18 protein-coding genes are annotated in these 24,299 nt (G+C 67.2%); all 18 read right to left on the bottom strand.

Features of this window, described 5'->3' with window-relative positions; all coding sequences use genetic code 11:
* Window positions 1-409: 409 nt before the first annotated feature.
* Window positions 410-2,482: a flagellar biosynthesis protein FlhA gene (gene flhA, locus J7360_RS16095; protein WP_029819345.1), complete on the bottom strand. Its 2,073-nt coding sequence runs from the start codon at window positions 2,480-2,482 to the stop codon at window positions 410-412.
* Window positions 2,483-2,499: 17 nt separating this feature from the next.
* A complete protein-coding gene (gene flhB, locus J7360_RS16100) occupies window positions 2,500-3,630 on the bottom strand; it encodes a flagellar biosynthesis protein FlhB (RefSeq protein WP_057661818.1) in 1,131 nt (376 codons plus the stop codon).
* A 160-nt stretch (window positions 3,631-3,790) separates the two neighbouring features.
* Window positions 3,791-5,872 carry an EAL domain-containing protein gene (locus tag J7360_RS16105; RefSeq protein ID WP_057661816.1) on the bottom strand — a complete coding sequence of 694 codons (2,082 nt, stop codon included), beginning with the start codon at window positions 5,870-5,872 and terminating at the stop codon, window positions 3,791-3,793.
* A 270-nt stretch (window positions 5,873-6,142) separates the two neighbouring features.
* On the bottom strand, window positions 6,143-9,064 hold the full coding sequence (locus tag J7360_RS16110; RefSeq protein ID WP_209034228.1) for a diguanylate cyclase: 2,922 nt from the start codon (window positions 9,062-9,064) through the stop codon (window positions 6,143-6,145).
* A gap of 376 nt (window positions 9,065-9,440) precedes the next feature.
* On the bottom strand, window positions 9,441-12,362 hold the full coding sequence (locus J7360_RS16115) for a diguanylate cyclase (protein ID WP_057661824.1): 2,922 nt from the start codon (window positions 12,360-12,362) through the stop codon (window positions 9,441-9,443).
* A gap of 214 nt (window positions 12,363-12,576) precedes the next feature.
* Window positions 12,577-13,368 (bottom strand): flagellar biosynthetic protein FliR, encoded by a 792-nt coding sequence (gene fliR, locus J7360_RS16120; RefSeq protein ID WP_022559109.1) that lies wholly within the window; start codon window positions 13,366-13,368, stop codon window positions 12,577-12,579.
* 13 nt (window positions 13,369-13,381) lie between these two features.
* The gene (locus tag J7360_RS16125; protein ID WP_005917968.1) at window positions 13,382-13,651 is read right to left on the bottom strand and encodes a flagellar biosynthetic protein FliQ; all 270 of its coding nucleotides are present in this window, start codon (window positions 13,649-13,651) and stop codon (window positions 13,382-13,384) included.
* Window positions 13,652-14,532: 881 nt separating this feature from the next.
* Complete coding sequence (gene fliP, locus J7360_RS16130) at window positions 14,533-15,378, bottom strand: flagellar type III secretion system pore protein FliP (RefSeq protein WP_007969680.1); 846 nt, start codon at window positions 15,376-15,378, stop codon at window positions 14,533-14,535.
* 1 nt (window position 15,379) lies between these two features.
* Window positions 15,380-15,787 (bottom strand): flagellar biosynthetic protein FliO, encoded by a 408-nt coding sequence (gene fliO, locus J7360_RS16135; RefSeq protein ID WP_209034231.1) that lies wholly within the window; start codon window positions 15,785-15,787, stop codon window positions 15,380-15,382.
* Window positions 15,784-16,122, bottom strand: a complete 339-nt coding sequence (fliN, locus tag J7360_RS16140; protein WP_007969679.1) for a flagellar motor switch protein FliN — start codon at window positions 16,120-16,122, stop codon at window positions 15,784-15,786. The genes fliO and fliN overlap by 4 nt, the downstream gene beginning before the upstream one ends.
* Window positions 16,119-17,132 (bottom strand): flagellar motor switch protein FliM, encoded by a 1,014-nt coding sequence (gene fliM, locus J7360_RS16145; RefSeq protein WP_005917976.1) that lies wholly within the window; start codon window positions 17,130-17,132, stop codon window positions 16,119-16,121. Before fliM ends, fliN begins: the two co-directional genes overlap by 4 nt.
* A 10-nt stretch (window positions 17,133-17,142) precedes the next feature.
* A complete protein-coding gene (locus tag J7360_RS16150; RefSeq protein WP_022559112.1) occupies window positions 17,143-17,694 on the bottom strand; it encodes a flagellar basal body-associated FliL family protein in 552 nt (183 codons plus the stop codon).
* Window positions 17,695-17,859: 165 nt separating this feature from the next.
* Window positions 17,860-19,119 carry a flagellar hook-length control protein FliK gene (locus J7360_RS16155; RefSeq protein ID WP_209034233.1) on the bottom strand — a complete coding sequence of 420 codons (1,260 nt, stop codon included), beginning with the start codon at window positions 19,117-19,119 and terminating at the stop codon, window positions 17,860-17,862.
* Window positions 19,116-19,571: a flagellar export protein FliJ gene (fliJ, locus tag J7360_RS16160; protein WP_005918178.1), complete on the bottom strand. Its 456-nt coding sequence runs from the start codon at window positions 19,569-19,571 to the stop codon at window positions 19,116-19,118. Before fliJ ends, J7360_RS16155 begins: the two co-directional genes overlap by 4 nt.
* Window positions 19,572-19,574: 3 nt before the next feature.
* Window positions 19,575-20,951: a FliI/YscN family ATPase gene (locus tag J7360_RS16165; protein WP_057661810.1), complete on the bottom strand. Its 1,377-nt coding sequence runs from the start codon at window positions 20,949-20,951 to the stop codon at window positions 19,575-19,577.
* Window positions 20,948-21,568 carry a FliH/SctL family protein gene (locus J7360_RS16170; protein ID WP_005918165.1) on the bottom strand — a complete coding sequence of 207 codons (621 nt, stop codon included), beginning with the start codon at window positions 21,566-21,568 and terminating at the stop codon, window positions 20,948-20,950. The genes J7360_RS16165 and J7360_RS16170 overlap by 4 nt, the downstream gene beginning before the upstream one ends.
* On the bottom strand, window positions 21,565-22,554 hold the full coding sequence (fliG, locus tag J7360_RS16175; RefSeq protein ID WP_005918162.1) for a flagellar motor switch protein FliG: 990 nt from the start codon (window positions 22,552-22,554) through the stop codon (window positions 21,565-21,567). The genes J7360_RS16170 and fliG overlap by 4 nt, the downstream gene beginning before the upstream one ends.
* A gap of 10 nt (window positions 22,555-22,564) precedes the next feature.
* Window positions 22,565-24,289, bottom strand: coding sequence for a flagellar basal-body MS-ring/collar protein FliF (gene fliF / locus J7360_RS16180; RefSeq protein WP_057661808.1), 1,725 nt, complete (start codon window positions 24,287-24,289; stop codon window positions 22,565-22,567).
* Between the last annotated feature and the right edge of the window lie 10 nt (window positions 24,290-24,299).

Consider the following 24,299-nt stretch of genomic DNA (forward strand, 5'->3'; position numbering starts at 1 on the left):
GGGAGAAGGTGGCGCGCAGCGCCGGATGAGGGCGGTTGGTGCCGTGAGAGTCCACCTGCGGGAACATCGCGAGACGGCAGCCCCCCATCCGCCCTTCGGGCACCGTCCCCCGCAGACGGGGGAAAGGGAGGGGTTGGTGCAACGCCGCTGCAGCGCTGGCAACCCGTTGCCTTCTCCCGCAGGCGGGAGAAGGTGGCGCGTAGCGCCGGATGAGGGCGGTTGGTGCCGTGAGAGTCACACCTGCGGGAACATCGCGAGACGGCTGCCCCCATCCGCCCTTCGGGCACCGTCCCCCGCAGGCGGGGGAAGGGAGGCGTTGGTGCAACGCCGCTGCAGCGCTGGCAACCCGTTGTCTTCTCGCGCGGGCGGGAGAAGGTGGCGCGCAGCGCCGGATGAGGGGCGCTAGTCTTTAGCTGATCGTGCCGACCAGCTTCAGGCGCTTGTCTTCCGGCACTTCGCTATAGGCCAGCACCGACAGGCTGGGCACGCTGTGGCGGACCAGGCGGGCAAGTGCGGCGCGCACCTGGCCGGGGACCAGCACCACCGCCGGTTCGTTGCGGGCTTCCTGCTTGCCCACGCAATCGGCCAGGCTCTGGTGCAGGCGTTCGGCCAGCCCGGGCTCCAGCGCCACGCCGTTGCCGTGGGTGGATTCCTGCAGGACGCGCTCCAGCTGCGGGGCCAGGGTGAACACCGGCAGCTCCGCCGACATGCCGGCGATTTCCTGCACGATGAAGCGACCCAGCGAGGTACGCACGGCGGCGGTGAGGGTGGCCGGGTCCTGGCTATGCGGGGCGTGTTCGACCAGCGCTTCGACGATCTTGCGCAGCTGCCGCACCGGGATCTTCTCGATCAGCAGGTTCTGCAGCACGCGCACCACCACCGACAGCGGCAGGGCCTTCGGGGTGAGGTCTTCGACCATCTTAGGCGCGGTCTTGGCCAGGGTCGCCAGCAACTGCTGGACCTCCTCGTGGCCGAGCAATTCGGGGGCGTGTTCGCGGATCAGGTGCGACAGGTGGGTGGCGACCACGGTCGCCGGGTCGACCACGGTGTAGCCCATCGATTCGGCATAGGCGCGCTGGTGCGGCTGGATCCAGGTGGCGTCCAGGCCGAATGCCGGGTCCTTGCCGGGGATGCCGTCGAGCTGGCCGAGCGCGCCGCCTGGGTCCAGCGCCAGTTCGCGGTCGGAATAGATTTCTGCGGTGGCCACCGGCACGCCATGCACCAGTAGCCGGTAGGCATTGGCCGACAGTTCCAAGTTGTCGCGGATATGCACCGGCGGCACCAGGAAACCGATGTCCTGGGTGAGCTTGCGGCGCACGCCCTTGATGCGCGCCATCAGTTCGCCGCCCTGGTTCTTGTCCACCAGCGGGATCAGCCGGTAGCCCACTTCCAGGCCCAGCGGGTCGATCGGGCGCAGCTCGTCCCAGCTCAGTTCGGCGCTGGCCTGGGCGGCGGTCGCAGCGGCGGCCGCCTGCGGATCGGCCGCCGGATCGCCGGCCGCCGGTTTTGCCAAGCTGCGCTTGTACAGCTTCCAGGCGATCACGCCCAGGACCAGGCCCAGCGTCAAAAACGCGACGTTCGGCATGCCCGGCACCAGGCCGACCAGGCCGAGGATGGCCGCAGCCACCGCCAACGCGCGGTGCTGGCCGAACACCTGGCTGACCATGGCCCCACGCATGTCCTGCGCACGCGAGGCGCGGGTCACCAGCAAGGCGACCGAAGAGGAGACCAGCAGGGCCGGCAGCTGCGCCACCAGGCCGTCGCCGATCGACAGCAGGGTATAGGTGGAGGCGGCATCCATGAAGCTCATGCCGTGCTGGAGCATGCCCACCGCCATGCCGCCGATGAGGTTGATGAACAGGATCAGGATGGCGGCGATGGCGTCGCCGCGGATGAACTTGTTGGCGCCGTCCATCGCACCGTAGAAGTCGGCTTCCTCGCGCACTTCCTCGCGGCGGGCCTTGGCCTCCTCACGCGTCAGCAAACCGGCGTTGAGGTCGGCGTCGATGGCCATCTGCTTGCCGGGCATGGCGTCCAGGATGAAGCGCGCGGTCACTTCCGACACGCGTCCGGCACCCTTGGTGATGACCACGAAGTTGATGATGGTCAGGATCGCGAAGACCACGATACCCACGGCGTAATTGCCGCCGATCACGAACTGGCCGAAGGCCTCGATGACCTTGCCGGCCGCGGCGTGGCCGTCCTGGCCGTTGATCAGGATCACGCGGCTGGAGGCGACGTTGAGCGCCAGTCGCAGCATCGTGGTCATCAACAGCACGATCGGGAAAATGGTGAATTCCAGCGGGCGCTGCACATACACCACCGCCAGCAGCACCATCAGCGAGATGGCGATGTTGAAGGTGAACAACGCATCCAGCACCGGCGCGGCCAGCGGCACCATTAGCATGGCCAGCATGGCCATCAACGCCAGCGGGGCGCCCAGGCCGTTGCGCAGCAACTCCATGACGCGGCGGGCGTTCATCGGCGCGGGGCGGGCGCTCATGCGCCGGCTCCCTTGCCGAACTCATCCACCTCGAGCGACGGCAGTTCCGGCATCGGGCCGCCGTTCCAGCCACGCAGCTGGTAGACGTAGGACAGCACCTGGGCCACGACCGAATAGAGTCTCACGGGAATTTCCTTGCCGATTTGCGCTTCCCTATACAAGGCGCGTGCCAAAGGCGGCGCGGTGACGATCGCCACCCGGTGCTGTTCGCCGGCTTCGCGGATGCGGAAGGCCATTTCGTCCACCCCCTTGGCCGCCACGATCGGGGCGCGCATCTTGCCGCCTTCGTACTTGAGGGCCACCGCGTAGTGGGTCGGGTTCATCAGCACCACGTCGGCCTTGGGCACCGCTTCCATCATCTGGCGCTGCGACATCTGCATCTGCATCTGGCGGATGCGGCCCTTCACTTCCGGGCTACCCTCGCTTTCCTTCATCTCGCGCTTGATCTCTTCGCGCGTCATCTTCAGCTTCCGCAGCCAGTTCCACTTCTGGTAGGGCGCGTCGATGGCGGCCAGCAGCACCAGCGCGCCGGCGGTGTAGAACAGCAGGCTCTTGGTGAAGTCCAGCCCGTTGCCGATGGCCTGTTCCAGCGGCTGGTTCACCAGCGAGCGCAGGCCGTGCAGGCCCCTGGAGATGCAGAAGCTGGCGGCCAGCCCGACAAACAGCAGGCGCAGCACCGACTTGATCAGCTCGGCCAGGCTGTTGCTGCCCCACATGCGCTTGATCCCGTTGGCGGGGTTGAGTTTGGTGAGGTCGGGCATGATCGCCTTGCCGGAGAAGCGCAGGCCGCTCATCATCAGCGGGCCGGCCAGCCCGGCAGCCAGGCAGATGCCGATCAGGGGCAGCATCACCCACAGCAACTGCAGCAGCAGATCGCCGAAATGGCCGAACAGCGCCATCGGGTTCTCGCGCATCTTCGGGTCCGGGCTGAGCGCGGTCTTCATCCACACCGCAGCGCCATCGCCGATGCCACGGGCCAGCACCATCAGCGCGAACACGCCGGCACCGAACACCGCCGCGGTCGACAACTCGCGCGACTGCGGGATGTTGCCCTGCTCGCGGGCCTCGCGTAGGCGTTTTTCGGTGGGAAGCTCTGTACGCTCGCCGCCGTCTTCGGACTCGGACATGGAGGTGCCGGTGGGGGATTAGCCCAACCGATGCAAGCGGCGTTCCAGTTTGTGGAGCTGGGAATCGGGAATCGGGAATCGGGATTCGGGATTCGGGATTCGGAAAAGCGGTGGCTGCGGGTTGCACCTTAGGCCAGACGCCGGGGCTGCAGCGAGCGGCTCAGCTGGCCGGGCGGCGCGGGCCGTCGCGCTCGGCAACCACGGTGGCGATGAAGCGTTCGGCGTCCATCGGGCGGCCCAGCAGATAGCCTTGCAGCTGGTCGCAGCCCAGCCGTTCCAGGGTGTTGCGCTGGGCGAGGGTTTCCACGCCTTCGGCCACCACTTGCAGGCGCATGGTGTGCGCCAGCGCCACCACGGCCGCCACGATGGCGATGTCTTCGGCGCTGCCGTCCATGGCCTGGACGAAGCTGCGGTCGATCTTGAGCTCGTGCGCCGGCAGCTTGCGCAGGTAGAGCAGGTTGGAATAGCCGGTGCCGAAGTCGTCGATGGCGATGCGCACGCCCAGCGCATTGAGCTGGCCCAGGGTGCGCAGGCAGGCCTCGGCGTCGCGCATGGCCATGGTTTCGGTGATTTCCAGGGTGAGCTGGCCAGGGGCCAGCGCATACTCGCTCAGCGTGGTGGCCACTTCGTCCAGCAGGCTGGGCGAGGCCAGCTGGAGGGCCGACAGGTTGACCGCCACCCGCCAGTCGCCGTGCCCGGCCTGCCGCCAGTCGCGCATCTGGCGGCAAGCCTGCCGCAGCACCCAGCTGCCGAGCAGGCCGATCATGCCGCTGCGTTCGGCCAGCGGAATGAAGCTGTCCGGCGGCACCAGGCCGCGTTCCGGGTGCTGCCAGCGGATCAGCGCTTCGGCGCCGATCGGGCGGCCGTCCTCGGCGCAGTACTTGGGCTGGTAATGCAGCACGAACTGCCCCAGTTCCAGCGCGCGCGGCAGTTCCTGCAGCAGCTGCAGGCGGTCGCGGGTGGTGGCCGTCATCGAGCGTTCGAAAAAGCTGTAGCGGTTGCGGCCGGCATGTTTGGCATGGGTCATTGCCGCATCGGCATGCGTCAGCAGCTGGTGCTCGCTACCGGCGTCTTCCGGGTACAGCGCAATGCCAATGCTGCTGCTCAGGCGCAGCTCGTGGTTGGCAACCAGGAACGGTACCGCCAGCGCCTGCACCAGATGCGCGGCCAGCGCAGCGGCATCTTCCGGGTCGACGATGTCGGCCACCAGCACGAATTCGTCCGCGCCCAGCCGCGCCAGGCTGCCATGCGCGCGCCGGTGCGCGTTCAAGCGCTCGGCCACGACCACCAGCAGGCGGTCGCCCAACGCATGACCATAACCATCGTTGATCACCTTGAAGCCGTCCAGGTTGATCAGCATGACCGCAAAGCGCTGCCCCTGGCGCTGGGCGCGTTCGATGTTCTGCACGAGATGCTCGTGCAGCAGGATGCGGTTTGGCAGCCGGGTGAGTGGGTCGTGCAGCGTCGCCAGTGCCAGTTCGGCATTGGCCTTGGCCAGCGATTGCGCCAGCACATCGGTGCGCTGCTGAAAGCGGCGCGACAGCAACGAAATGACCAGCGCCAGCATCAGCAGGACCAAGGTCACCAGCACCACGACCGCCGTCAGCCACGACAACGGCAGATGCGTCTCGGCAACCGCGCCACACACGCTACCGGGCGCGAACTGCGCGGCGGCCATGCCGGTGTAATGCATGCCCACGATCGCCACGCCCATGATCGAGGCGGCGATCAGACGCAGGCTGGAGCGTTGCCCATCGTGGCGCAGCCGGAACGCGATCCACAACGCGGCAGCAGAGGCGCCGATGGCGATGGCGATCGACAGCCCGAACAGCAGCGGGTCGTAGCGAATGGCCGGCACCATGCGCAGCGCATCCATGCCCATGTAATGCATCAGCGCGATGCCAAGCCCCATCAACAGCGCACCCAGGCCCAACCGGAGCAACGGCAGGTCCGTGCGCGAGGTCAGCCAGAGCGCCAGCGCCGAGGTCAGGATCGCCGCCAGCATCGAATAACACGTCAGCGCCAGGTCGTAGCCCAGCGGAATCGGCAGGCGGAACGCCAGCATGCCGACGAAGTGCATGGACCAGATGCCCATGGCAATGGCGCCGCCCACCAGCCACGCGGCCGCAATGCCGCCGCGACTGGCAGTGGTACGTGCGGCCAGATACAGCGCGGTGTAGGAAGCCAGCACGGCCACCACCAGCGACAGCATCACCATGCCAGGGTTGTAGGTTCCGACCACCTATCCAGTTCCCACGTCGAAAGACGCGTTGCCCAAGACCTAGCGACCCCTTGCGCGACTTCTTGAGCGCGGGAAGCGGCCAATGCCATCAACCCCGCGTTGCCGCCACAGACGGCACGCTTCAAGGTCCTGCGGCCGTCCGCGTACGCAGTCGGCGTACGCAATCACGGCATGTTCGCCCACATCGACTGCCGGCGCGCCGGGGCCTGCCAACGAGACGCGTGCGCTTCCTTCCTGAGCGCGCCGGCATGGCCTGGCCGCCGGCGCGGCTCATGCCACCGAACTTTCCGGTTCCTCCGGCTCGATGCGGTTACGGCCGGAGCGCTTGGCCCGATACAGCGCTTCGTCCGCACGCGCCAGCAGCGAGGCGGCGGTGTCGCCGACGCGGAACCAGGACACGCCCACCGAACAGGTCACCTGCAGCGGGCGTGCGGCACCCACCTCGTACGGAGCAAGACTGAGCGCTTCGTGGATGGCGCGCAGCCGCTGCTGGCTCTGTTGGCTCATGCCTGGCAGCAACAGCAGCAATTCTTCGCCGCCGTAGCGGCCCACCTTGTCCGAATCGCGCAGGCAGGCCGTCAGCCGCGCGCCCACCTTGGCCAGCACCGCATCGCCGACCAGATGCCCATGTTCGTCGTTGACCTGTTTGAAGTGGTCCAGATCGATCAACACCACCGCCAGCGGATGCTCGCCGTGCGCGTAGCCCTGCAGTTCTTCGGCCATCGCTTCCAGGATGCCGGAGCGATTGAGCAGGCCGGTCAGTGCGTCGTGGCTGGCCTTCAAGGCCAGCGCCGCACGCGCGTTTTCCAGTTCGCGTTTTTCGCGCTCCAGTTGGTAAGTGCGCTCGGATACCAATTCGGCCAGCATGCGTTCGCGCGCCACCAGATGGCGGTGCCGCCAGCGCCACAGGCCGATCAGCAGGCCGCCGCCGATCAACACATACAGCGCAATCGCCGGCGGGCTGCGCCACCACAGTGGCGCGACCGCGAAGGGCAGGTCGGCGATCGGCGAAGCGGTGCGACGGTAGCGGTCCAGCACCTGTACCTGCAGACGGAAATGCCCGGAGGGCAGCGGCGGCTGGTCGATGGACAGGTTGTCGCTCTGGATCCACTGGTCGTGCAGGCCGAGCAGGCGATAACGCACCGTCAGGCGGCTGGGGTCGTCGTAGACCTCCATCGTCGACAGCTCGATGTGCAAGGGCTTGTCGCTCCAGCCCAGCAGCTGCCCGCGCTGCACCGGCATGCCGCCGCGGCTGACGCTGTCGATGCGCACGCTGGGCTGGCGTTCGTCGAACAGGCGCGCCGGGTCGCTCACGTGGCTCACGCCGCGTGCGGTGCCGATCCACACCGAACCATCCGGATCTTCGGCAAACGCAGCCTCGGAAACGTCATCCCAGATCAGCCCCTGCGACTGCGACAGATGCGCCCAGCGCTCGCCGTCGTAAACCTCGACGCCGCGTGCATGGCCGACCCAGACCCGGCCGACGCTGTCGCCGCGCAGCAGGTACACGCCGACATCGCGCAGCGCCTCGTCGCTGATTTCCTGAAGGTCCAGGCCGTCGTGCAACAACATGCCGTGCCACAGGCCGGGGCGATAGAACGCCAGCCATACCTCACCGCTGTCGCTGATGTGGAATTTGGCGATCCATGGCTCCGGCGTGCCGCCGTTGACCTTGACCTTGACCTTGGACCACCGCCCATCGCGCAGCCGGAACAAGCCGTTGGAGCTGGAAACCCACAGCGTGCCGTCGGCGGTTTGCTGGACGTCGGTGTAGGCGATGGCGGGCACGTCGGCCACCTCCTGCAGGCTGCCGCCGTCGAGCGGGTGTTCGATCACGAACAAGCCGCCGGCGCTGAGCATCCACAGCCGGCCCTGGCGGTCGATCAGCAGGCGACGCGCAGTGCGCGGCAGCTTCGCGATCTGCGCGCTGTGCCCGTCCGGCCAGGTGCGGCGCAGGAAACCGGCCGAATTCAGCGTCCACAGGGTGCCGTCTGCGCTGCGCTGCATGCCCACGACCTGGATCCCGGCGCTGTGCAGGGCCGGGACGAAGCGCTCGCCCGGGTCGGCCTGGCGGCCGATGCCGTGCTCGTTGCCGACCAGCAGCGCGCCTTGCGCGTCGCGGGCGATCGACCAGGTCGGCGCGGCCGGCATGCCTTGCGAAGCGTCCCAGTTTTCGATCCATTCGTAGCCGGCCCAGCGCACCAGCCCTTCGCCGTCGACGGTCATCCATACATCGCCGTCGCGATCCACCAAGATCGCATCGCTGCTGCCGGGCGGTAGCCCATTGTCCGCGCCGAAAGTGCGCCAGTGGCCGTTTTCCCAACGCGCCAGTCCGTCGTTACGACGCACCAGCACGCGTCCTTCGCGGTCCATCACCAGCGATGCCGGCCGCCCGACCGTGCTGCCATCCAGCAGCGGCAGCGAGCGAACACTGAAGGCGGTCGTCCCGCGCGCGCGATAGAGCAGGGTGCCCGCACCGCGCACCCACAGCCCGCCATCGTGGTCACGCAACACGCTGTACCACCGGTCGTCCGGCACGCCGTGTTCGGGCCCGAACACCTGCACCTTGCGCTGCGCATCGATGGCGCACAGCTTACGTGCGCAGCCCACCCACAGCGTGTCGCCGTCCACCGACAGGCTCAGCGACTTCGCCAACTCGGGAACGCGTACCCGGGTTGCCGTGTCCAGCAACGGTTCGCTGTGCCAGCGATCGTTGGCGCGGCCCTGCAGGATTTCCAGCGTGCCGCCATTGGCCAGCACCGTGCCCCAGGACAGGGTGGCGAGCTGCATCTGCTCCCCCAGGTGCTCGGCTTCATCCGGCTGCAGTTTGCGGAAGCCGTGCTCGTCGCCGACGAACAAGGCCTGGAAGCCGGCCACCCATAGTCGCCCATCGGCGGTTTCGGCGATCGAGGTGGTGGGCTCGTTGCGCAGGCCATCCAGCGGGACCTGTTGGAAGATGCGCCCGTTGTAGCGATACAGCCCGCTCTCGGTGCACACCCACAGCAAGGTGGCGCGGGTCTGCAGCAGGCAGGTACCGGCAAGCCCGAGCAGGCCCTGGTCGTGGGCATAGCGGCGGATGCTGGCGCTTTGCGCACCGGCCAGGTCGGCCAACGACAGCAACGCCAACAGCAACACCATGGCAAGCGGTGCACGCCGGTGCGATGACCTCCATTGGCGGTGCTCAAACCCCACGGACGTTGCAGTCTCCCACGCATCGGCAATGCGGTCCGCGCCCCTCGCGCGGTGTCTCAGCCTTGCCTCGGCAACCCCCCATCGCAGGCTGCATTGGAACAACTAGCGGCGGCCGACGCGTATTTCTTTAATGCTTCAGCGAGCATGACAGCGTGAGGATCTGGCGAACGCGGCTGTCAGCTCGCGTGTTGTACGACGCTGGTCACACGTTTGCGCAAGCACAATCACCCGCAATCCCTACAGGGCTTTCCACGCGTGGTCATTGGCAGGAGCAGCGTGTGTTGATCGAAGGCTGCACTCGGTTGCCAGCGCTCAGGTGCCTTCAGGGTCCGCGTGGGACGGGTGCGGCGCGCGGCTTAAGTCACCTGCGCTGCCGTCACACCTGATCGAACGTGTCCAGCGGCACGTGGTCGTAATCGACACGATTGCGGCCACTGCGCTTGGCCCTGTACAGCGCCGCGTCGGCGCGCGCCAGCAGTTGCTCAAGCGTTTCGCCACGCTGAAACCAGGCCACGCCGACCGAACAGGTGACATGCAGCCAGCCGCCATCGATGGGGTAGTCGCCGCAGATGCCGCGGTGCAGGGCGTCCAGCCGATGCGTGGCATCCAGGTTCAAACCAGGCAGCAGCGCCAGCAATTCTTCGCCGCCGTAACGGCCGATGCGGTCGTCGCCGCGCATCAGGGTGTCCATGCGGCGGCCGACCCCGGCCAGGACGGCGTCGCCGGCCAGATGGCCATGCTGGTCGTTGACCAGTTTGAAGTGGTCCAGATCGATCAACACCACCGCCAGCGGACGCCCGTTGTGTTCGGCATGCAGCAGCATCTCGCGCAACGCGGCCAGGATGCCGGCGCGGTTGAGCAGGCCGGTGAGTTCGTCGTGGGTGGCCTTGAGCGAGAGTTCGGCGCGCGCTGCTTCCAGATCGCGCTTGTCCTGTTCCAGCTCGGCGGTGCGCTTGGCTACCAGCTGCTCCAGTTCGCGCTTGCGTCGCAGCAGTTTGGCGGTGCGCCAACGCAGCAGCGCGATCACCGCCGCGATGCTCAGCAGCACGTATCCGACAATGGCCCAAACGCCCCGCCACCACGGTGGCACCAGCTCGAACCCGAAGCGGGTGATCGGGCTGCTGCTGCGCTGGTAGGCATCCATCGCCTGCACTTCCAGCGTGTAACTGCCCGGCGGCAGCAGCGGGTAGGTCAGGTGGCTGAGCGAGGTGCTGGTCCAGCTGGCCTGATGGCCTTCGACCCGGTAACGGAAGCTGACGCGGTCCGGGCCGCCCTCCGCCCCCGGGGTGCTGAGTTCCACATCCAGCGGCACCTGCGACCACTCCACCCGGGCTTGCGGCAGCAGCGGTTGGCTGCCGCGGCGCACATGCAGGATGTCCACCCGCAGCGGCGCCGCGGCGAACACGCGCATCGGATCCAGCAAGTGGGTCAGGCCACGGCTGCTGCCGAGCCAGACGCTGCCATCGGTATCTTCGAAAAATGCATTGGCCGACATGTCGTCCCACAACAGCCCTTCCGTGCGCGTGGCCCGCGCCCAACGCCCGTTCTGGTACACATCCAGGCCCTGGCTGCTGCCCAGCCATAGCCGGCCCTTGCTGTCGTGACGCAGGATGAAGGGCATCACCCGTGCCACCAGCGGGTCGTCCACGGCGGCAAGCGTCAACCTGCCGTCGGCCTGCAGCCGGCCGTGCCACAGCCCGGTATCGCGCAGCGACAGCCAGACTTCGCCATCGGCGCTGAAATCGAGCAGGAAGAAATCCTGGCTAGGCAGGTCGCCGCGCACCTGCACGCGCTGCCAGCGGCCGTCTTTGGCCTGCAGGAACAGGCCTTCGCGCGTGCTGGCCCACAGCCGCCCCTGCGGATCCAGGTCGATATCGCCCACGAAGGCGGCCGGCAGCGCCGTTTCGCGCTCGGCGCTCAGTGGGGTGCCGCGCTGCACGCGGTACAGCCCGCGCGGGGTGGTGATCCACAAAGTGCCGGCCGTATCGAACATCAGCCTGTTGATCGGCAGGTCGAGCTGCAGCACATCGGTGGTCTTGCCGCTACGCGGGTCGCGCCGCGCCACGGCCCCGGACGAGCGCGCCACCCAGGCCGCACCATCGTCCGGCGACAGCGCAATGGAAATGGACTGCAGCAGGGGTTGGCCGTTCTCCAGCGTCCACGGCTGCATGCGTCCGCTACGCGGATCGAGCACATTGGAGCCCGCATCGCCACCGACCAGCAGCTCACCGCCGGGCAGCCGCTGGCTCACCCAGGTCGGCGCTTCGGCCAGGCCCTGGCTTTCGTCCCAGTGTTCGATGGTGCCGTAGCCCAGCCAGCGCTGCACACCCAGGCCGCGCGTGCCGATCCACAGCTGGCCGGTGCTCTGCATCATCAACGGGCCGACCATGGGGCTGATCTGCAGCCCCTGGCTCTGACCGAAGTAGCGCCAATGGTCGCCTTCCCAACGCACCAGGCCGCGGTCCGAGCGCGTCAGCAGGCGGCCCTGCGCATCTTCCGACAGCGTCGTGGCACCGGAGAGGGTGTCGAATCGGGTGCCCGCCGGCGCCGGGCGATTGCGGAACACGTGCTCGCCGGCAGCACGTGACAGCACCAGCCCGCCACCGCGCAACCACAGGGTGCCCAGGCGATCACGAAAGATCGCGCGCCATTGCCGTTCGGGCACGCCGTCGTTCTCGGCCAGCAAGGTGATCTTGCCGCTGGCATCGATCCGGCAGACGTGCTGGCCGCAGCTGGCCCATAACGCGGTTCCATCGGCCAGCAAGGCCCTGCCGGCCGGCAAGAGGCGTCCATCGTCCAACTGCAAGGGCAGGGGGTGGACCGACCAGCCGCCTGCGGCACTGGGCGACAACCGCAGCAGGCTGTTTTCGCTGACCACCACCACGCCATCGGCGTAGGCGGCAACGACATTGCCGCTGTCGGCGCGGATCGGTTTGCCATCGCGCAGCACCTGCACGAAGTCGTTGCCCTCGCGCACGAACAGGCCATTGGCGCTGGACACCCACAGACGTCCGGCCGCATCCAGCCCGAGCGCGCGGATATAGCGCGCATCCAGCCCGCTCTCCTTGCCGACCGGGGTAAAGCGTTCGCGTTCGAAACGGTGCAGCGCCAGCTCGGTGCCGACCCAGACCACACCCTGGCGGTCTTCGAGCAGGCTGTTGACGGTCATGCCCTGCAGGCCATCGGCCTGGGCGTACTCGCGGAAGCTGTAGGTTTGCGCCCAGCTGGTGCTGGAGATCAGCACCGCCGCCAGCAACAGCCACGCCCTTGCATGCAGGCGGGCGCCTTGCAATCGCATCGGGGCCAACAGCGCGGGCACAGTGAGCATCGATTCCCGTGGGATGGAGAGGTGTTGGACGACGATACGCAGCGTCAATCGTGTAGGGGTTTTGACGGCTGCGCGTTCAGAAACTTGAGACCATTCACGGTGTTGCGAGCTCCAGGATGGAGCGGTGCGATCAAGGCGCCAGTTTGCTGGCAGCCTTTTTGCGGCCACTGATATCGATGCGCGATCAGGCCGTCAGCTCTCTGGCGGCATCGAAGGCGGTATCGAACATGCGTTGCACCGGCGGGGCGAACTCGCTGGCGAAACTCGACAGCAGGAACAGCCCCAGCAACACCGTCAGCGGCAGGCCCAGTTGCATGGGGTTCAATGCCGGCGCCGCCTTGGCCAGTGCGCCGAAGGCCAGGTTGACCGCCAGCATCGCCACCATCATCGGCAAGGCCAGGGTCAACCCGCCGCGCAGGATCTGCAGGAACAGGGTGGGCGCTACTTCGGCGAATGCGCCGGCATCGGGCAACGCGGTCCCGATCGGCAACGCCTTGTAACTGTCCACCAGCAATGCAATCACCGCCAGGTGCCCGTTGGCCGCGAAGAACAGCAGCCCGAAGCCGAGATAGAACCACTGCGCGATCACCCCCGACGTCACGCCGCGCATGGGGTCGGACATCTGCGCGAACGACAGGCCGGTGGACTGCGACACCAGTTCGCCGGCCAATGCGCCGGCTTCGAAAATCAGCTTCAGCATGAAGCCCATGCTGGCCCCGACCGCCAGCTCGCGCGCAATGCTCAGCACCGCCTGCGCGGTAAAGCCGTCCCACTCCGGCACCGGCGGCAGGATCGGCGCCAGCACCATCGCCAGCGTTCCGGCCAGCATCACCCGCACCCGTCCGGGCACCGCCCGCGTCCCGATCAACGGCATTGCGGTCAGCAACGCACCGGTACGCAGCATGGTCCACATGATCGCCCCGACCATCGCGAACGCGCGCTGGCCATCGATCACCATCTGGGTTGCAGCATCCATCCGCGCTGGCCCGCTAGCCGATCAGATGCGGAATGCGCTGGAACAGCGCAATGGTGAACTCCACCAGATGCCCCAACAGCATGCTGCCGGTGGCAAATAGCGTGGCCGTCAGCGCCACTGCCTTGGCCACGAAGGCGATGGTCGGTTCGTTCAACTGGGTGGCGGCCTGCACCACGCCAATCACCACGCCGACCACCAGCACGGCCAGCAACATCGGTCCGGCAATCCACAGGACGGTGACCAGGCCACCACGCAATTCAGTCAGGGCGATTTCAGGGCTCATGGGAGGTGCTGATGCAAGTGGGATGCCAAAGGGGTGGGATTGGGGATTCGGGATTGGTTGGCGAACGGGGATCTGAGTTGCCTCGTGTTGCACTGGCTGTCGCTGTCGCTGTCGCTGTCGCTGTCGCTGTCGCTGTCGCTGTCGCTGTCGCTGTCGCTGCGCTCTGGCTTTAGTTTGCTGTTGCTCTGCTTTCGGCTTTTCGGGCCCCCATACCGCAGCGGCAGGCCACGTGGGTCAAACCCCGAAGGGGCGGCGCGCAAGGATGCGCGACGTTTTTCTAAGGGACATGGATGTCCCTTAGAAAAATCCCACGTGGACTGCGTACCCGGAGCGCCTTGGCGCGGAGGGGCGCGAGGACGGGGTGTGTTTCTTTGGTTACTTTCTTTGCACAAGCAAAGAAAGTGACTCCCCCCCGAAGGGGGACGAAAGCCTTGCACTCGCTTGTAGCTCTTGCTCGTCCATCTGATCCAGATACAGATCAAATGCTTTCACGCCCTATGGGCGCGAGTTACTTTTCTTTGCTTGTGCAAAGAAAAGTAACCAAAAGAAAGCACACCCCGTCCTCGCGCCTTCCGCGCTGGGCGCTCCAGGTCCGCATGCCATCCGGGAATTTTTCAAAGGGACGTCCATGTCCCTTTGAAAAACGTCGCGCATCCATGCGCGCCGCCCCTGCGGGGTTTGGCCCGAATGGCCTGCCGCTGCGGTATGGGGCCCCTGAGAAGCAAGAAGCAAAAGCAAGAACTAAGCACTAAGCACTAAGCACTTAAGAACTAAGCACGAGGCCGCAAGCGCCTGGGCACTACAGCTGTGCTGTGCGGCGGCTTCTACAAAACACACTCCACTGGCTGGCAGGTGCTACCGCGCGCCACGCACGCCCACCCCTACGACGCGTTAAAGCTCGCAGCCAGCGTCCCCACCACCAGCACCCACCCATCCACCAGGATGAACAACAGAATCTTGAACGGCGCGGAGATCAGCATCGGCGAGAGCATCATCATGCCCATCGACATCAGCACGCTGGCCACCACCAGGTCGATGATCACGAACGGGATGAAGATCAGGAAACCGATTTCGAAGGCGGTCTTCAGCTCGCTGGTCACGAACGAGGCCACCAGCACCGGGAACGGTACCGCGTCCGGGCCGGCGTACTTGCCGTCGCCGGCCATGCCGGCGAAGGTCATCAGGTCGGTCTCGCGGATCTGCGCCAGCATGAAAGCGCGCAGCGGCTGCGTGGTGAGCGTCCAGGCAGTGGAAAAATCGATCTGGTTATTGAGGTACGGCTGCAGTCCGGCGCCCCACATCTTCTGCCACACCGGCATCATCACCAGCGCAGTCAGGAACATCGCCAGGCCCAGCAGCACCTGGTTGGACGGGGTCTGGCCGGTACCCAGCGCCTGGCGCAGCAGGCCCAGCACGATGGTGATGCGGGTGAAGGCGGTCAGCACCAGCAGCATCGACGGCAGCAGGGTGATCGCCGTCATCAGCAGCAAGGTCTGCAGCGGCAGGCTCACCGGCTGGTCGCCGATGCGGCCCACGCTCACGTTCGGCAGCGACGGCAACTGGTTGGAACCGGCCGGCACCGCGGCAGGGGGCGCTGCCGGTGCCGCGGCCTGCGCCATTGCCGGCAGCGCGGCCGGGCTGGCCGCGGCCAGCGGCGGGCAACTCATCACCAGCAGGATCAGCACCAGGCGCACACTGCGCCCCCAACGATTCCAACGGCTCAACATGTCACGGGTCCTTGCGCAGCTTCTGGGCGAGCAGCTGGGCGAAATTGGGAAGTTGCTTGAAAGCGGGCAGGGTGGGGGCGGGCGCGTTCGGCAGCGGTTCGGGCAAGGTGTGCAGGGTGCTGATGCCGCCGGCGGTCACACCGAGCAACAACTGCTGGCCGTTCACCTCCACCACCACCACACGTTCCTTGGCACCGACTGCCAGGCTGGTCACCACTCGCAGGCCCTCGGTGCTGCGGAATCCGCTGCCGGGCATGCGCTTGAGCAACCAACCCAGGCCGACGATCAGCGCAAGCACCAACAGCAATGCAAAGACTGCGCCAAACAGGCTGGGCGAGGACGGCGCCTGCGCGCCGACCTGGGTCGCCTTGGCCGCGACCGGCGCGGCAGCGGCCAGCAGGCCGATCACCGCAGCCTCCGGATCCGTTCGCTGGGGCTGACCACGTCGGTCAGGCGGATGCCGAAACGGTCGTTGATGACGACCACTTCGCCGTGCGCGATCAGGGTACCGTTGACGTAGACGTCCAGCGGTTCGCCGGCGCCGCGTTCCAGTTCCACCACCGAGCCCTGGTTGAGCTGCAGCAGGTTGCGGATCGGAATGCGTGCGCGGCCCACTTCCAGCGACAGGGTCACCGGTACGTCCAGGATTACGTCCAGGTTGAGGTCGGCCGCGTTCTGGTCCTGCTCGGCCTGCAGGCTGTCGAAGGTGGCAGGCGAGGCGTCGAGGATGTCGGAGTTGATCATTTGCTGGAGTCCTGGGAGGGAACGGCGCGTGGGGCTTGCACGCCGGGCGGGCGTACGGCGGTGATCTTGACGGCGTTGTTGCCATTGGAAACGCCGAATTCGCCGGTGAATAAGGGGATGTCTTCCACGCACAGCGGCACCTGGGCGGGCAGGTCGATCGGCAGGATGTCGCCGACCTTCAAGCCGGTGAGCTGGCGCAGGCTCATGCGCTTGCTGGCCAGCACGCTGGACAGGGTCACCTCGGCGGTGTCCAGCTGCTCGCGCAGCATCACGTTCCAGGAGTCGTCGCGGTCGTTGCGGTCGCTCTGGATGCCGGCATCGAGCAGTTCGCGGATCGGCTCCAGCATCGAATACGGCAGGGTGATGTGGATCTCGCCGCCGCCGCCTTCCAGCTCCACATGGAACCGGCACACCACCACGTACTCGCGCGGGGTGACGATGTTGGCGAAGTGCGGGTTGATCTCCGAATTGATGTACTCGAAGTCCACGTCCATCACCGGCGCCCATGCTTCCTTCAGGTCGGCGAAGGTCTGCTTGAGCATCAGCTGGATCACGCGCATCTCGGTGGCTGTGAATTCGCGGCCTTCGATGCGGGTGTGGAAGCGACCGTCGCCACCGAAGAAGTTGTCCACCACGGTGAACACCAGGGTGGGTTCGAACACGATCAGGCCGGTGCCACGCAGCGGCTTGAACCGAATCAGGTTGAGGTTGGTCGGCACATACAGCGAGTGCATGTACTCGTTGAACTTGACCAGGTCGATGCCGCGCACCGACAGGTCGGCCGAGCGCCGGATCAGGTTGAACAGGCCGATCCGCCACAACCGCGCGAAGCGCTCGTTGACCATCTCCAGCGTCGGCATGCGCCCACGGATGATGCGGTCCTGGCTGGACAGATCGTATTGGCGCGCCTCGCCAGGCAGCGGCTCCGGTTCGGTGTTGACCGCGCCCGAATCCACGCCATGCAGCAGGGCATCGATTTCGTCCTGGGAAAGCAGATCACTGACGCTCATCGGGCAGGCCTTACTGGGTCACGAAACTGGTGAACAGCAATTCTTCGACGCACTTCTTGCCGGTCTCGCTGGTCATGACCTTCTGCGCTTCGGCCAGGGCGGACTTCTGCAGCTTCTGCTTGCCGGCCAGGTCGGCCACGTCGGTGGCCTTGACCTGCGACAGCAGCATCAGCAGGTGGGCGCGGATGGCCGGCGCGTTCTCGGTGATGAGCTTGAGCTCTTCGGGGTCGCGGGTGACCAGCTGCACTTCGACCTGCAGGTACTGCGGGCCATCGCCGGGGTCGGCCAGGTTGACCACGATGGCCGGGTCCATCGGGAAGTACTGCGCCGGCTTGGGCACTTCGGCCACCTTGGGGGCGTCGTGCTTGCCGCCCTTTTCCTCGCCCTTGTGGCCCAGGAAGAACCAGGCGCCGCCGCCAGCGGCTGCCAATACCACCACACCGATGGCGATGAGCAGGATGGGCTTCTTGCCGCCCTTCTTCTTCTCGCCCTTGTCGTCTTTATCGTCGGTCTTCTTGGGTTTTTCAGCCGCTGCCACAGTCTGCTCCAGGGGAATGCTCACCCTGTCGATGCAACTTGCATGCCAAAACCGCGTCGGTTTCCTGGCGCAGGCCATGTGGAAAGCAAAAAGCCCCCGCAGCCCTTGCGCTGCGGGGGTGGAAGGGCGTCATCGGCTACCGGCCGGGCGCGCGGATCAGCGGCGCCGGGGCGTGCCCGGCACGCCGCATCAGGCGTAGGCGTCCAGCAATCCACGCTGGCGTAACACCACCGACGGAATTCCGACGGGCGGGGCGTCGTCCAGGGTCAGGCCGTTGCCGCTGTCGTTGCCGCCATTGCGATTGCCCGCCGAATGCTGCTGTTGCTGACCGACATCGGCCTGGCCAAGCTGGAAGCCGTTCTGGCCGAGCATTTCGCGCAGCCGCGGCAGGCTCTGTTCCAGCGCCTGGCGGGTGTCGGCATTGGCGGCGGTGAAGCTGGCATTGACCTTGTCGCCCTCCAGATGCAGGCGCACCTCGACCGGACCCATCTCGTTCGGGGTCACCTTGATGTGGGCATGGCCGATCTTCTGGTCCGCCAGCCAGCTCATACGCGCGCCGATGGCGTCGTCGAAATTGTCGCTGCCCAGGTCCGGGGTGGGCGTTGGCGAGGCGCTGAAGATCGGCGCCGCATCCTGCAGACGGGTCGGCCCTGGTGCGGTGGCGGTCGGCAGTACGAATGCCGGGGCGTCCGGCGCTGCCGGGGCGGCGCTGTCGTCGGCGGCCGGTTCCAGCGCCTTGGCGGCCATGCTCATCAATGCGGCGGTCTGCGCGTCGCCGCTCACGGCGGTGGTCGAAGTCGGCTTGGCGCCCGCAACGGCGGCCGGCATCAGCGCTCCCAGCGCGGGCAGGGTGGTGCCAGCGTTTGCAGTGGCGGCGGCTGCGGTTGCATCGGTGGGCACTGCGGTGGCGGTCGCGGTAGCGCCGTTGGCACCGGCCATGCTGGCCGTCAGTGCCGCCGCTGCGGCCGCCAGCACATCGCCACCCGGCAGCGCCTGCGCCAGCAGGCCCATGCCGAAGCCACCCAGCCCGGCCGGCGGCCAGCCGGCATCGGTCGCGGCGGCTGTCTCTGCGGGCGCGTCTTCGCTGGTAGCGGCAGCCTTGGCGGGCTTGCCCGTCTTGGTGGCAGTGCCCGCCGTGCTCTTATCGGTAGTTGCCGCGTCCTTGGCGGTACTTGGCTTGGCCTGCTTGGCATCGCCGGCCGCATCGTCGCGGGTGTCCTCGTCGCTGCGGTTCCTGTCGGACTGATTGGGCTTGGGTGCGGACTGCTTGGCAGGCACGCGCTCGGGTGCCTGCGGGGGGGCCTGGTTCGGCGTGTTGGCCGGATTGAGCATGCGCGCAAACTGGTCCTGGCCTGCGTCCGGTTCGGACGACGGGTCGCTGTAGCTGGATTTCTTGCCGGTGCCGGCAAGCGCACCAAGGCCGGCGGCGAAGGCGGACAAGGGATTCATGCGGATTCTCCGTGGGTGTCTTGGCTGCGGGCCAGGCGCGAACGACGGGCGCCGAGGTCGTCCATCTCCCGCTGGTCGCGGCGTTCGATCACTTTGTTTTCCTGGGCACGGTAGCTGGCGGCCAATTGCTCCAGCACCTGCTTCTCGCGGCTGGCCAGCAGCAGGCGGGTGCGCTCGGCTTCGACCTTGGCGATATTGCTTTGCACGGTCTGCGCCTGCTGCAGCACGGCGCTGTCCAGGCGGTCCAGGAAGGCGCGGCGGTTGCTCAGCGCCACCGCGCTGGTGCCGGCCATCTGGCTGTTGGCGTATTCCTCGGCGTAGCGGCGCAATTCTTCCAGGCGCGACTGGTGGGTCTCCAGGACGCGCTGGCGCTCGGCCAGGTCGCGGGCGACCTTGTCTTCCTGTTCCTGCGCGCGGCGCAGCAGTGGGTCGATCCGTTTGGACTGCATCATGGATTAGTTCTCGGGTTCGACCAGTTGTTGCAGGGCGGACAGGCTGTCGCTCAGCAGCGAGGCCTTGTGCACGTCCTGGCCGAGGAATTCGACGATTTCCGGCCAACGCGCCAATGCTTCGTCGGTGGCCGGGTCGCTGCCGCGCTGGTAGGCGCCGATGGCGATCAGGTCGCGGTTGGCGGTGTAGGCCGAGAGCAGCCGCTTGAGCTTGCGGATACGCAGGCGCCAGGTGTCGTCGGCGATGTCCTGCACCACGCGGCTGACCGAGGATTCCAGGTCGATGGCCGGATACAGGCCGCTGTCGGCAACCCGACGCGAGAGCAGGATATGGCCGTCGAGAATGGCGCGGGCGGCGTCGGCGATCGGGTCCTGCGGGTCATCGCCTTCGGTCAGCACGGTGTAGAAGGCGGTGATCGAACCGCGGCCCTTGGCGCCGTTGCCGGCACGCTCCACCAGCGCCGGCAATTTGGCGAACACCGACGGCGGGTAGCCGCGGGTGGTCGGCGGCTCGCCGACCGACAGGCCGATCTCGCGCTGCGCCTGGGCGAAGCGGGTCAGCGAATCCATCAGCAGCAGCACGTTCAGGCCCTGGTCGCGGAACCATTCGGCGATGGCGGTAGCGCGGTAGGCGCCATGCAGGCGTGCCAATGGCGGGCGGTCGGCCGGCGCGGCCACGACCACGGCGCGGCGCAGGCCTTCTTCGCCCAGGGTGGTTTCGACGAAATCGCGTACTTCGCGGCCACGTTCGCCGATCAGCCCGACCACGATGACGTCGGCCGAGGTGAAGCGGGTCATCATGCCCAGCAGCGTCGATTTACCGACACCGGAGCCGGCGAACAGGCCCACGCGCTGGCCGCGGCCGATCGGCAGCATGGCGTTGATGGCGCGCACGCCGACGTCCAGCGAGGTGGTGATGGGCTCGCGCGCCAGCGGGTTGATCGACACGCCAGCCATGCCGATGCTGCCTTCGGCGCGGATCGGGCCCTTGCCGTCCAGCGGGGTGCCATCGCTGTCGATGACGCGGCCGAGCAGGCCTTCGCCCACTTCCACGCCGCCGCGGCGCCGCGAGGGCACCACCCGCGCATTCGGCAGCAGGCCATGCAGTTCGGCGCTGGGCATCAGGTAGGTCCGATCGCCGGCGAAGCCGACCACTTCGGCATCGACCCAGCCGCCATCGACCTCGACCTTGCAGGTGGCGCCCATCGGCGCTTCGCAGCCGGTCGCTTCCAGGGTCAGGCCGACCGCGCGGCGCAGGATGCCTTCGCGGATCAGGGTGCGGCCGGCGGTGGGCTCCAGGCCGAGGGTGCCCAGCCGCGTGGCCAGGCGCAGATTGCGTGCATCCAGCCAATCGGCCGGGGTGGCGCCGAACAGGGCGCTCACAGACCCGCTCCGGATTTGCGCATGACCGTCTCCAGCGCAGCCCGCAGGCGCGCGTCCAGGGTGCCGTCGATGCGCACGCTTTCGGCATGCACACGCAGATCGCCGCGGCTCAGGCTCATGTCCGGGGCCACCCGGGTGGTGCTGCTGGGCGCCAGATGCGGCAGCAGCGCGGTGATGTCGTCCGGGTGAAGGCGGACTTCGACTTCGCGGCCGGCGCCGCCAACCGCATCGACCGCCTCGCCGACCAGGTCGGCCAGCAGCTGCGGGTCGGCCTGATAGGCACGGCCGACCAGCTGGCCGGCGATGCGTACGGCCAATTCGCCGAGCGCGCCGACCACTTCGTTTTCCAGCCGCGCCAGCGGGCGGGTGAAGTTGTCCAGGATGCCGTCGATCTGCGCGGTGAGCCGGCGCACTTCCGACTGGCCCTGGGCGAAGCCTTCGGCATGCCCGCGCGCGAAACCCTCGTGCTGGGCGGCATCTTCGATGGCCTGGATCTCTTCCAGGGTCGGCGGGCGCAGCACCGGCTCGAGCATGGCAGGTTCTTCGTAGTCCGGTTCGGGCAGGGCCGGGGCAAGCTGCAGGTCCGGGGCCAGCCAGCGGGTGACCACCTCATTCATACCATGGCCTCCGCACCGGCGCCGCCCAGGCTGATGGCGCCCTCGTCAGCCAGGCGGCGGACGATGGTGAGGATTTCCTTCTGCGCCGCTTCCACGTCGGCAAGGCGCACCGGGCCGCGCGCTTCCATGTCCTCGAGCAGGATTTCGGCCGCGCGCTGGGACATGTTGCGGGTGATCTTCTCGCGCACCTTGACGTCGGCGCCGCGCAAGGCCAGGCCCAGGCGCTCGCCGGAAACCTCGCGCAGCAGCGTCTGCAGGCCACGGTCGTCCAGGTCCACCAGGTTGTCGAACACGAACATCAGGTCCTGGATCTTGCCGGCCAGGTCGGCGTCGATCTTGCCGATCTCGCCCAGCACGCCCTGGTCGGCGCCGGTGTCCAGGAAGTTGAGGATGTTGGCCGCCACCTTGATGCCGCCCACGTTGGACGATTTCAGGTTCTGGTTGCCGGCGAATTGACGCTCCATGATGTCGTTGAGCTCGCTCAGCGCGTTCGGCGGAATGCCGTCCAGGGTGGCGATGCGCAGCAGCACGTCGGCGCGGGTGCGCTCGGGCAGCAGCTTCAGCGCCTCGGCGGCCTGGTCGCTGTCCAGATGCGCCATGACGATGGCAATGATCTGCGGGTGTTCGTTGCGCACCAGGTCGGCAACCGCACGCGGGTCCATCCACTTCAAGGTATCCAGGCCGGTGGTGTTGCGGCCCAGCAGGATGCGGTCGATCAGGCCACCGGCCTTGTCGGCGCCCAGCGCCTGGATCAGCACGTTGCGGATGTAGTCGTCGGCGCCCACGCCCAGCGAGGTCTTGCCCGCCAGTTCGCCGTTGAACTCGTCCATCACCTTTTCGACCTGGTCGCGCGAGATGCCGGTCATGGTGGCCATGGCGATGCCGATCTTCTGCACCTCCTTGGGATCCATGTGCTTGAGCACTTCGGCCGCGTCGCTCTCACCCAGCGACAGCAACAGCACCGCGGCGCGCTGGACTCCGGTCATCGGTTGTGTATCAGGCTTCACTGGCGACCCATCCCTTCACGACTTGTGCGACACGTTTTGAATCGGCTTTGACGGCCTCGCGCGCCAGGCGCATGCGCTCTTCGTAGGCGTCTGGCAGAGCGATCGGGGTCTTTTTGTCCTGACCGATCTGCGCGGTGTCTTCTTCCAGGCGTGGCATCAGGTCGTCGTCTTCGTCGACCATCCGCACGTCGGCGCTCTGTGGAGTGCCATCCTTGCCAGCCTTGCCTTGCTTGTCCTTGACCGCGGTCACGCCGGTGAGCTGACGCAGGGTGGGGCGCACCACACCGAACAGCAGCGCCAGCACCACCACCGCACCGACCAGCAGGCGCAGACCGTTCTGCACGCGCGGATCTTCCCACCACTTCGGACCTTCTTCACCAGCCACCGCTTCGCGCACGAACGGGGCATTCATCACCGACACCGTGTCGCCGCGTGCCGCGTCGAAACCCACTGCCTGCTTGACCAGGCCTTCGATACGGGTGAGCTCGGCAGCGGTGAGCGGCTGTTCGACCATCTTGCCTTTGGCGCCGGGGCGCGGGACGTTGTCCAGCAGCACCGCCACCGAGACGCGCTTGATGCGACCGGCCGGCTGGCGGGTGTGTTGCAAGGTTCGGTCCAATTCGTAGTTACGGGTGGCGCTCTTGGAACTTTCGGTCGGCGTGGCCGGGGCGGCGGCCTGGCCGTTGGCGGCCGCCGGAGTGCCTGGCGCGCCGGCGACTGCCGGTGCCGGCGGCTGGCCGGGGCTATTGCTGGTGGCGCCCGGAGGGCCCTGCGGGCCGGTAGCGCTGGTGCTGGTGTCGCTGACCTGCTCGCTGCGCAGCTTGGCCGGCTCGCCGTTGTAGAGCTCGCGGGCCTCTTCGACCACCGAGAAATCCATGTCCACGCTGGTTTCCGGATTGACCCGGCCCGGGCCGGTCATCGGCTCCAGCAGTTCGCGGATGCGCTGGTTGTAGGAGCTTTCCTGGCGGCGCACCTGTTCGAACTGGGCAGCGTGCTGGGCCGCATCGCTGTTGGGGTCGGCGATGGAGAGCATGCGGCCGCTCTGGTCGACCACGGTGACGCGTTCGGGGGTCATGTCCGGAATGCTGGAGGCCACCAGATTGACGATGGCATCGACCTGGTTGCGCTCCAGGCCCTGGCCGCCGCGCAGTTCCAGCACCACCGAGGCGCTGGCCACATCGCGCTGGCGGGTGAAGGCGCTGGGCTTGGGAATGGCCAGGTGCACACGGGCCTCGCGCACCGGGCGCAGGGTGCCGATGGTGCGCGAGAGTTCGGTTTCCAGCGCGTGCTGGTAGCGGGCGTTTTCCACGAACTGGCTGACGCCGAAGCCCGGGTCCTTTTCCATCAGTTCGAAGCCGCCGCCGGTTTCCTTGCCGGTGAGGCCGGAGCCGGCCAGCTTGAGGCGGGCGTCGTACAGACGGTCCTGCGGCACCGAAATGGCGCCGGTGCCCTGGTCGATCTTGTAGGGAATCTGCGCGGTGCGCAGCAGGTCGGCCGCTTCGGCATTGCCCTTTTCGTCCAGGCCGGTGTGCAGCGATTGGTAGCCAGGCTTCTGCGACCAGAAGAACACCGCCAGACCGGCCGCGACCGCCAGGGCGATCATCGCCATCATGGTCAGCTTGCGGGTGATCTGCAGGCTGCGGACACGGTCGAACCATTGCCCCGCCTTTTCGGCGTTCTGGTTCATGTTTTCTTTACTGATCGCGAGTGCCATGTGTCGTCAA

The organism is Xanthomonas sp. D-99, assembly GCF_017746145.1.
Taxonomy (GTDB): domain Bacteria; phylum Pseudomonadota; class Gammaproteobacteria; order Xanthomonadales; family Xanthomonadaceae; genus Xanthomonas; species Xanthomonas cissicola.

Excerpts from the sequence above, each read along its gene's own strand:
- flhA (WP_029819345.1), bottom strand. The coding sequence starts at position 2,482 with ATGAACGCCCGCCGCGTCATGGAGTTGCTGCGCAACGGCCTGGGCGCC.
- flhB (WP_057661818.1), bottom strand. The coding sequence starts at position 3,630 with ATGTCCGAGTCCGAAGACGGCGGCGAGCGTACAGAGCTTCCCACCGAA.
- J7360_RS16115 (WP_057661824.1), bottom strand. The coding sequence starts at position 12,362 with ATGCGATTGCAAGGCGCCCGCCTGCATGCAAGGGCGTGGCTGTTGCTG.
- fliR (WP_022559109.1), bottom strand. The coding sequence starts at position 13,368 with ATGGATGCTGCAACCCAGATGGTGATCGATGGCCAGCGCGCGTTCGCG.
- J7360_RS16125 (WP_005917968.1), bottom strand. The coding sequence starts at position 13,651 with ATGAGCCCTGAAATCGCCCTGACTGAATTGCGTGGTGGCCTGGTCACC.
- fliP (WP_007969680.1), bottom strand. The coding sequence starts at position 15,378 with ATGTTGAGCCGTTGGAATCGTTGGGGGCGCAGTGTGCGCCTGGTGCTG.
- fliN (WP_007969679.1), bottom strand. The coding sequence starts at position 16,122 with ATGATCAACTCCGACATCCTCGACGCCTCGCCTGCCACCTTCGACAGC.
- fliM (WP_005917976.1), bottom strand. The coding sequence starts at position 17,132 with ATGAGCGTCAGTGATCTGCTTTCCCAGGACGAAATCGATGCCCTGCTG.
- J7360_RS16155 (WP_209034233.1), bottom strand. The coding sequence starts at position 19,119 with ATGAATCCCTTGTCCGCCTTCGCCGCCGGCCTTGGTGCGCTTGCCGGC.
- fliJ (WP_005918178.1), bottom strand. The coding sequence starts at position 19,571 with ATGATGCAGTCCAAACGGATCGACCCACTGCTGCGCCGCGCGCAGGAA.
- J7360_RS16170 (WP_005918165.1), bottom strand. The coding sequence starts at position 21,568 with ATGAATGAGGTGGTCACCCGCTGGCTGGCCCCGGACCTGCAGCTTGCC.
- fliG (WP_005918162.1), bottom strand. The coding sequence starts at position 22,554 with ATGACCGGAGTCCAGCGCGCCGCGGTGCTGTTGCTGTCGCTGGGTGAG.
- fliF (WP_057661808.1), bottom strand. The coding sequence starts at position 24,289 with ATGGCACTCGCGATCAGTAAAGAAAACATGAACCAGAACGCCGAAAAG.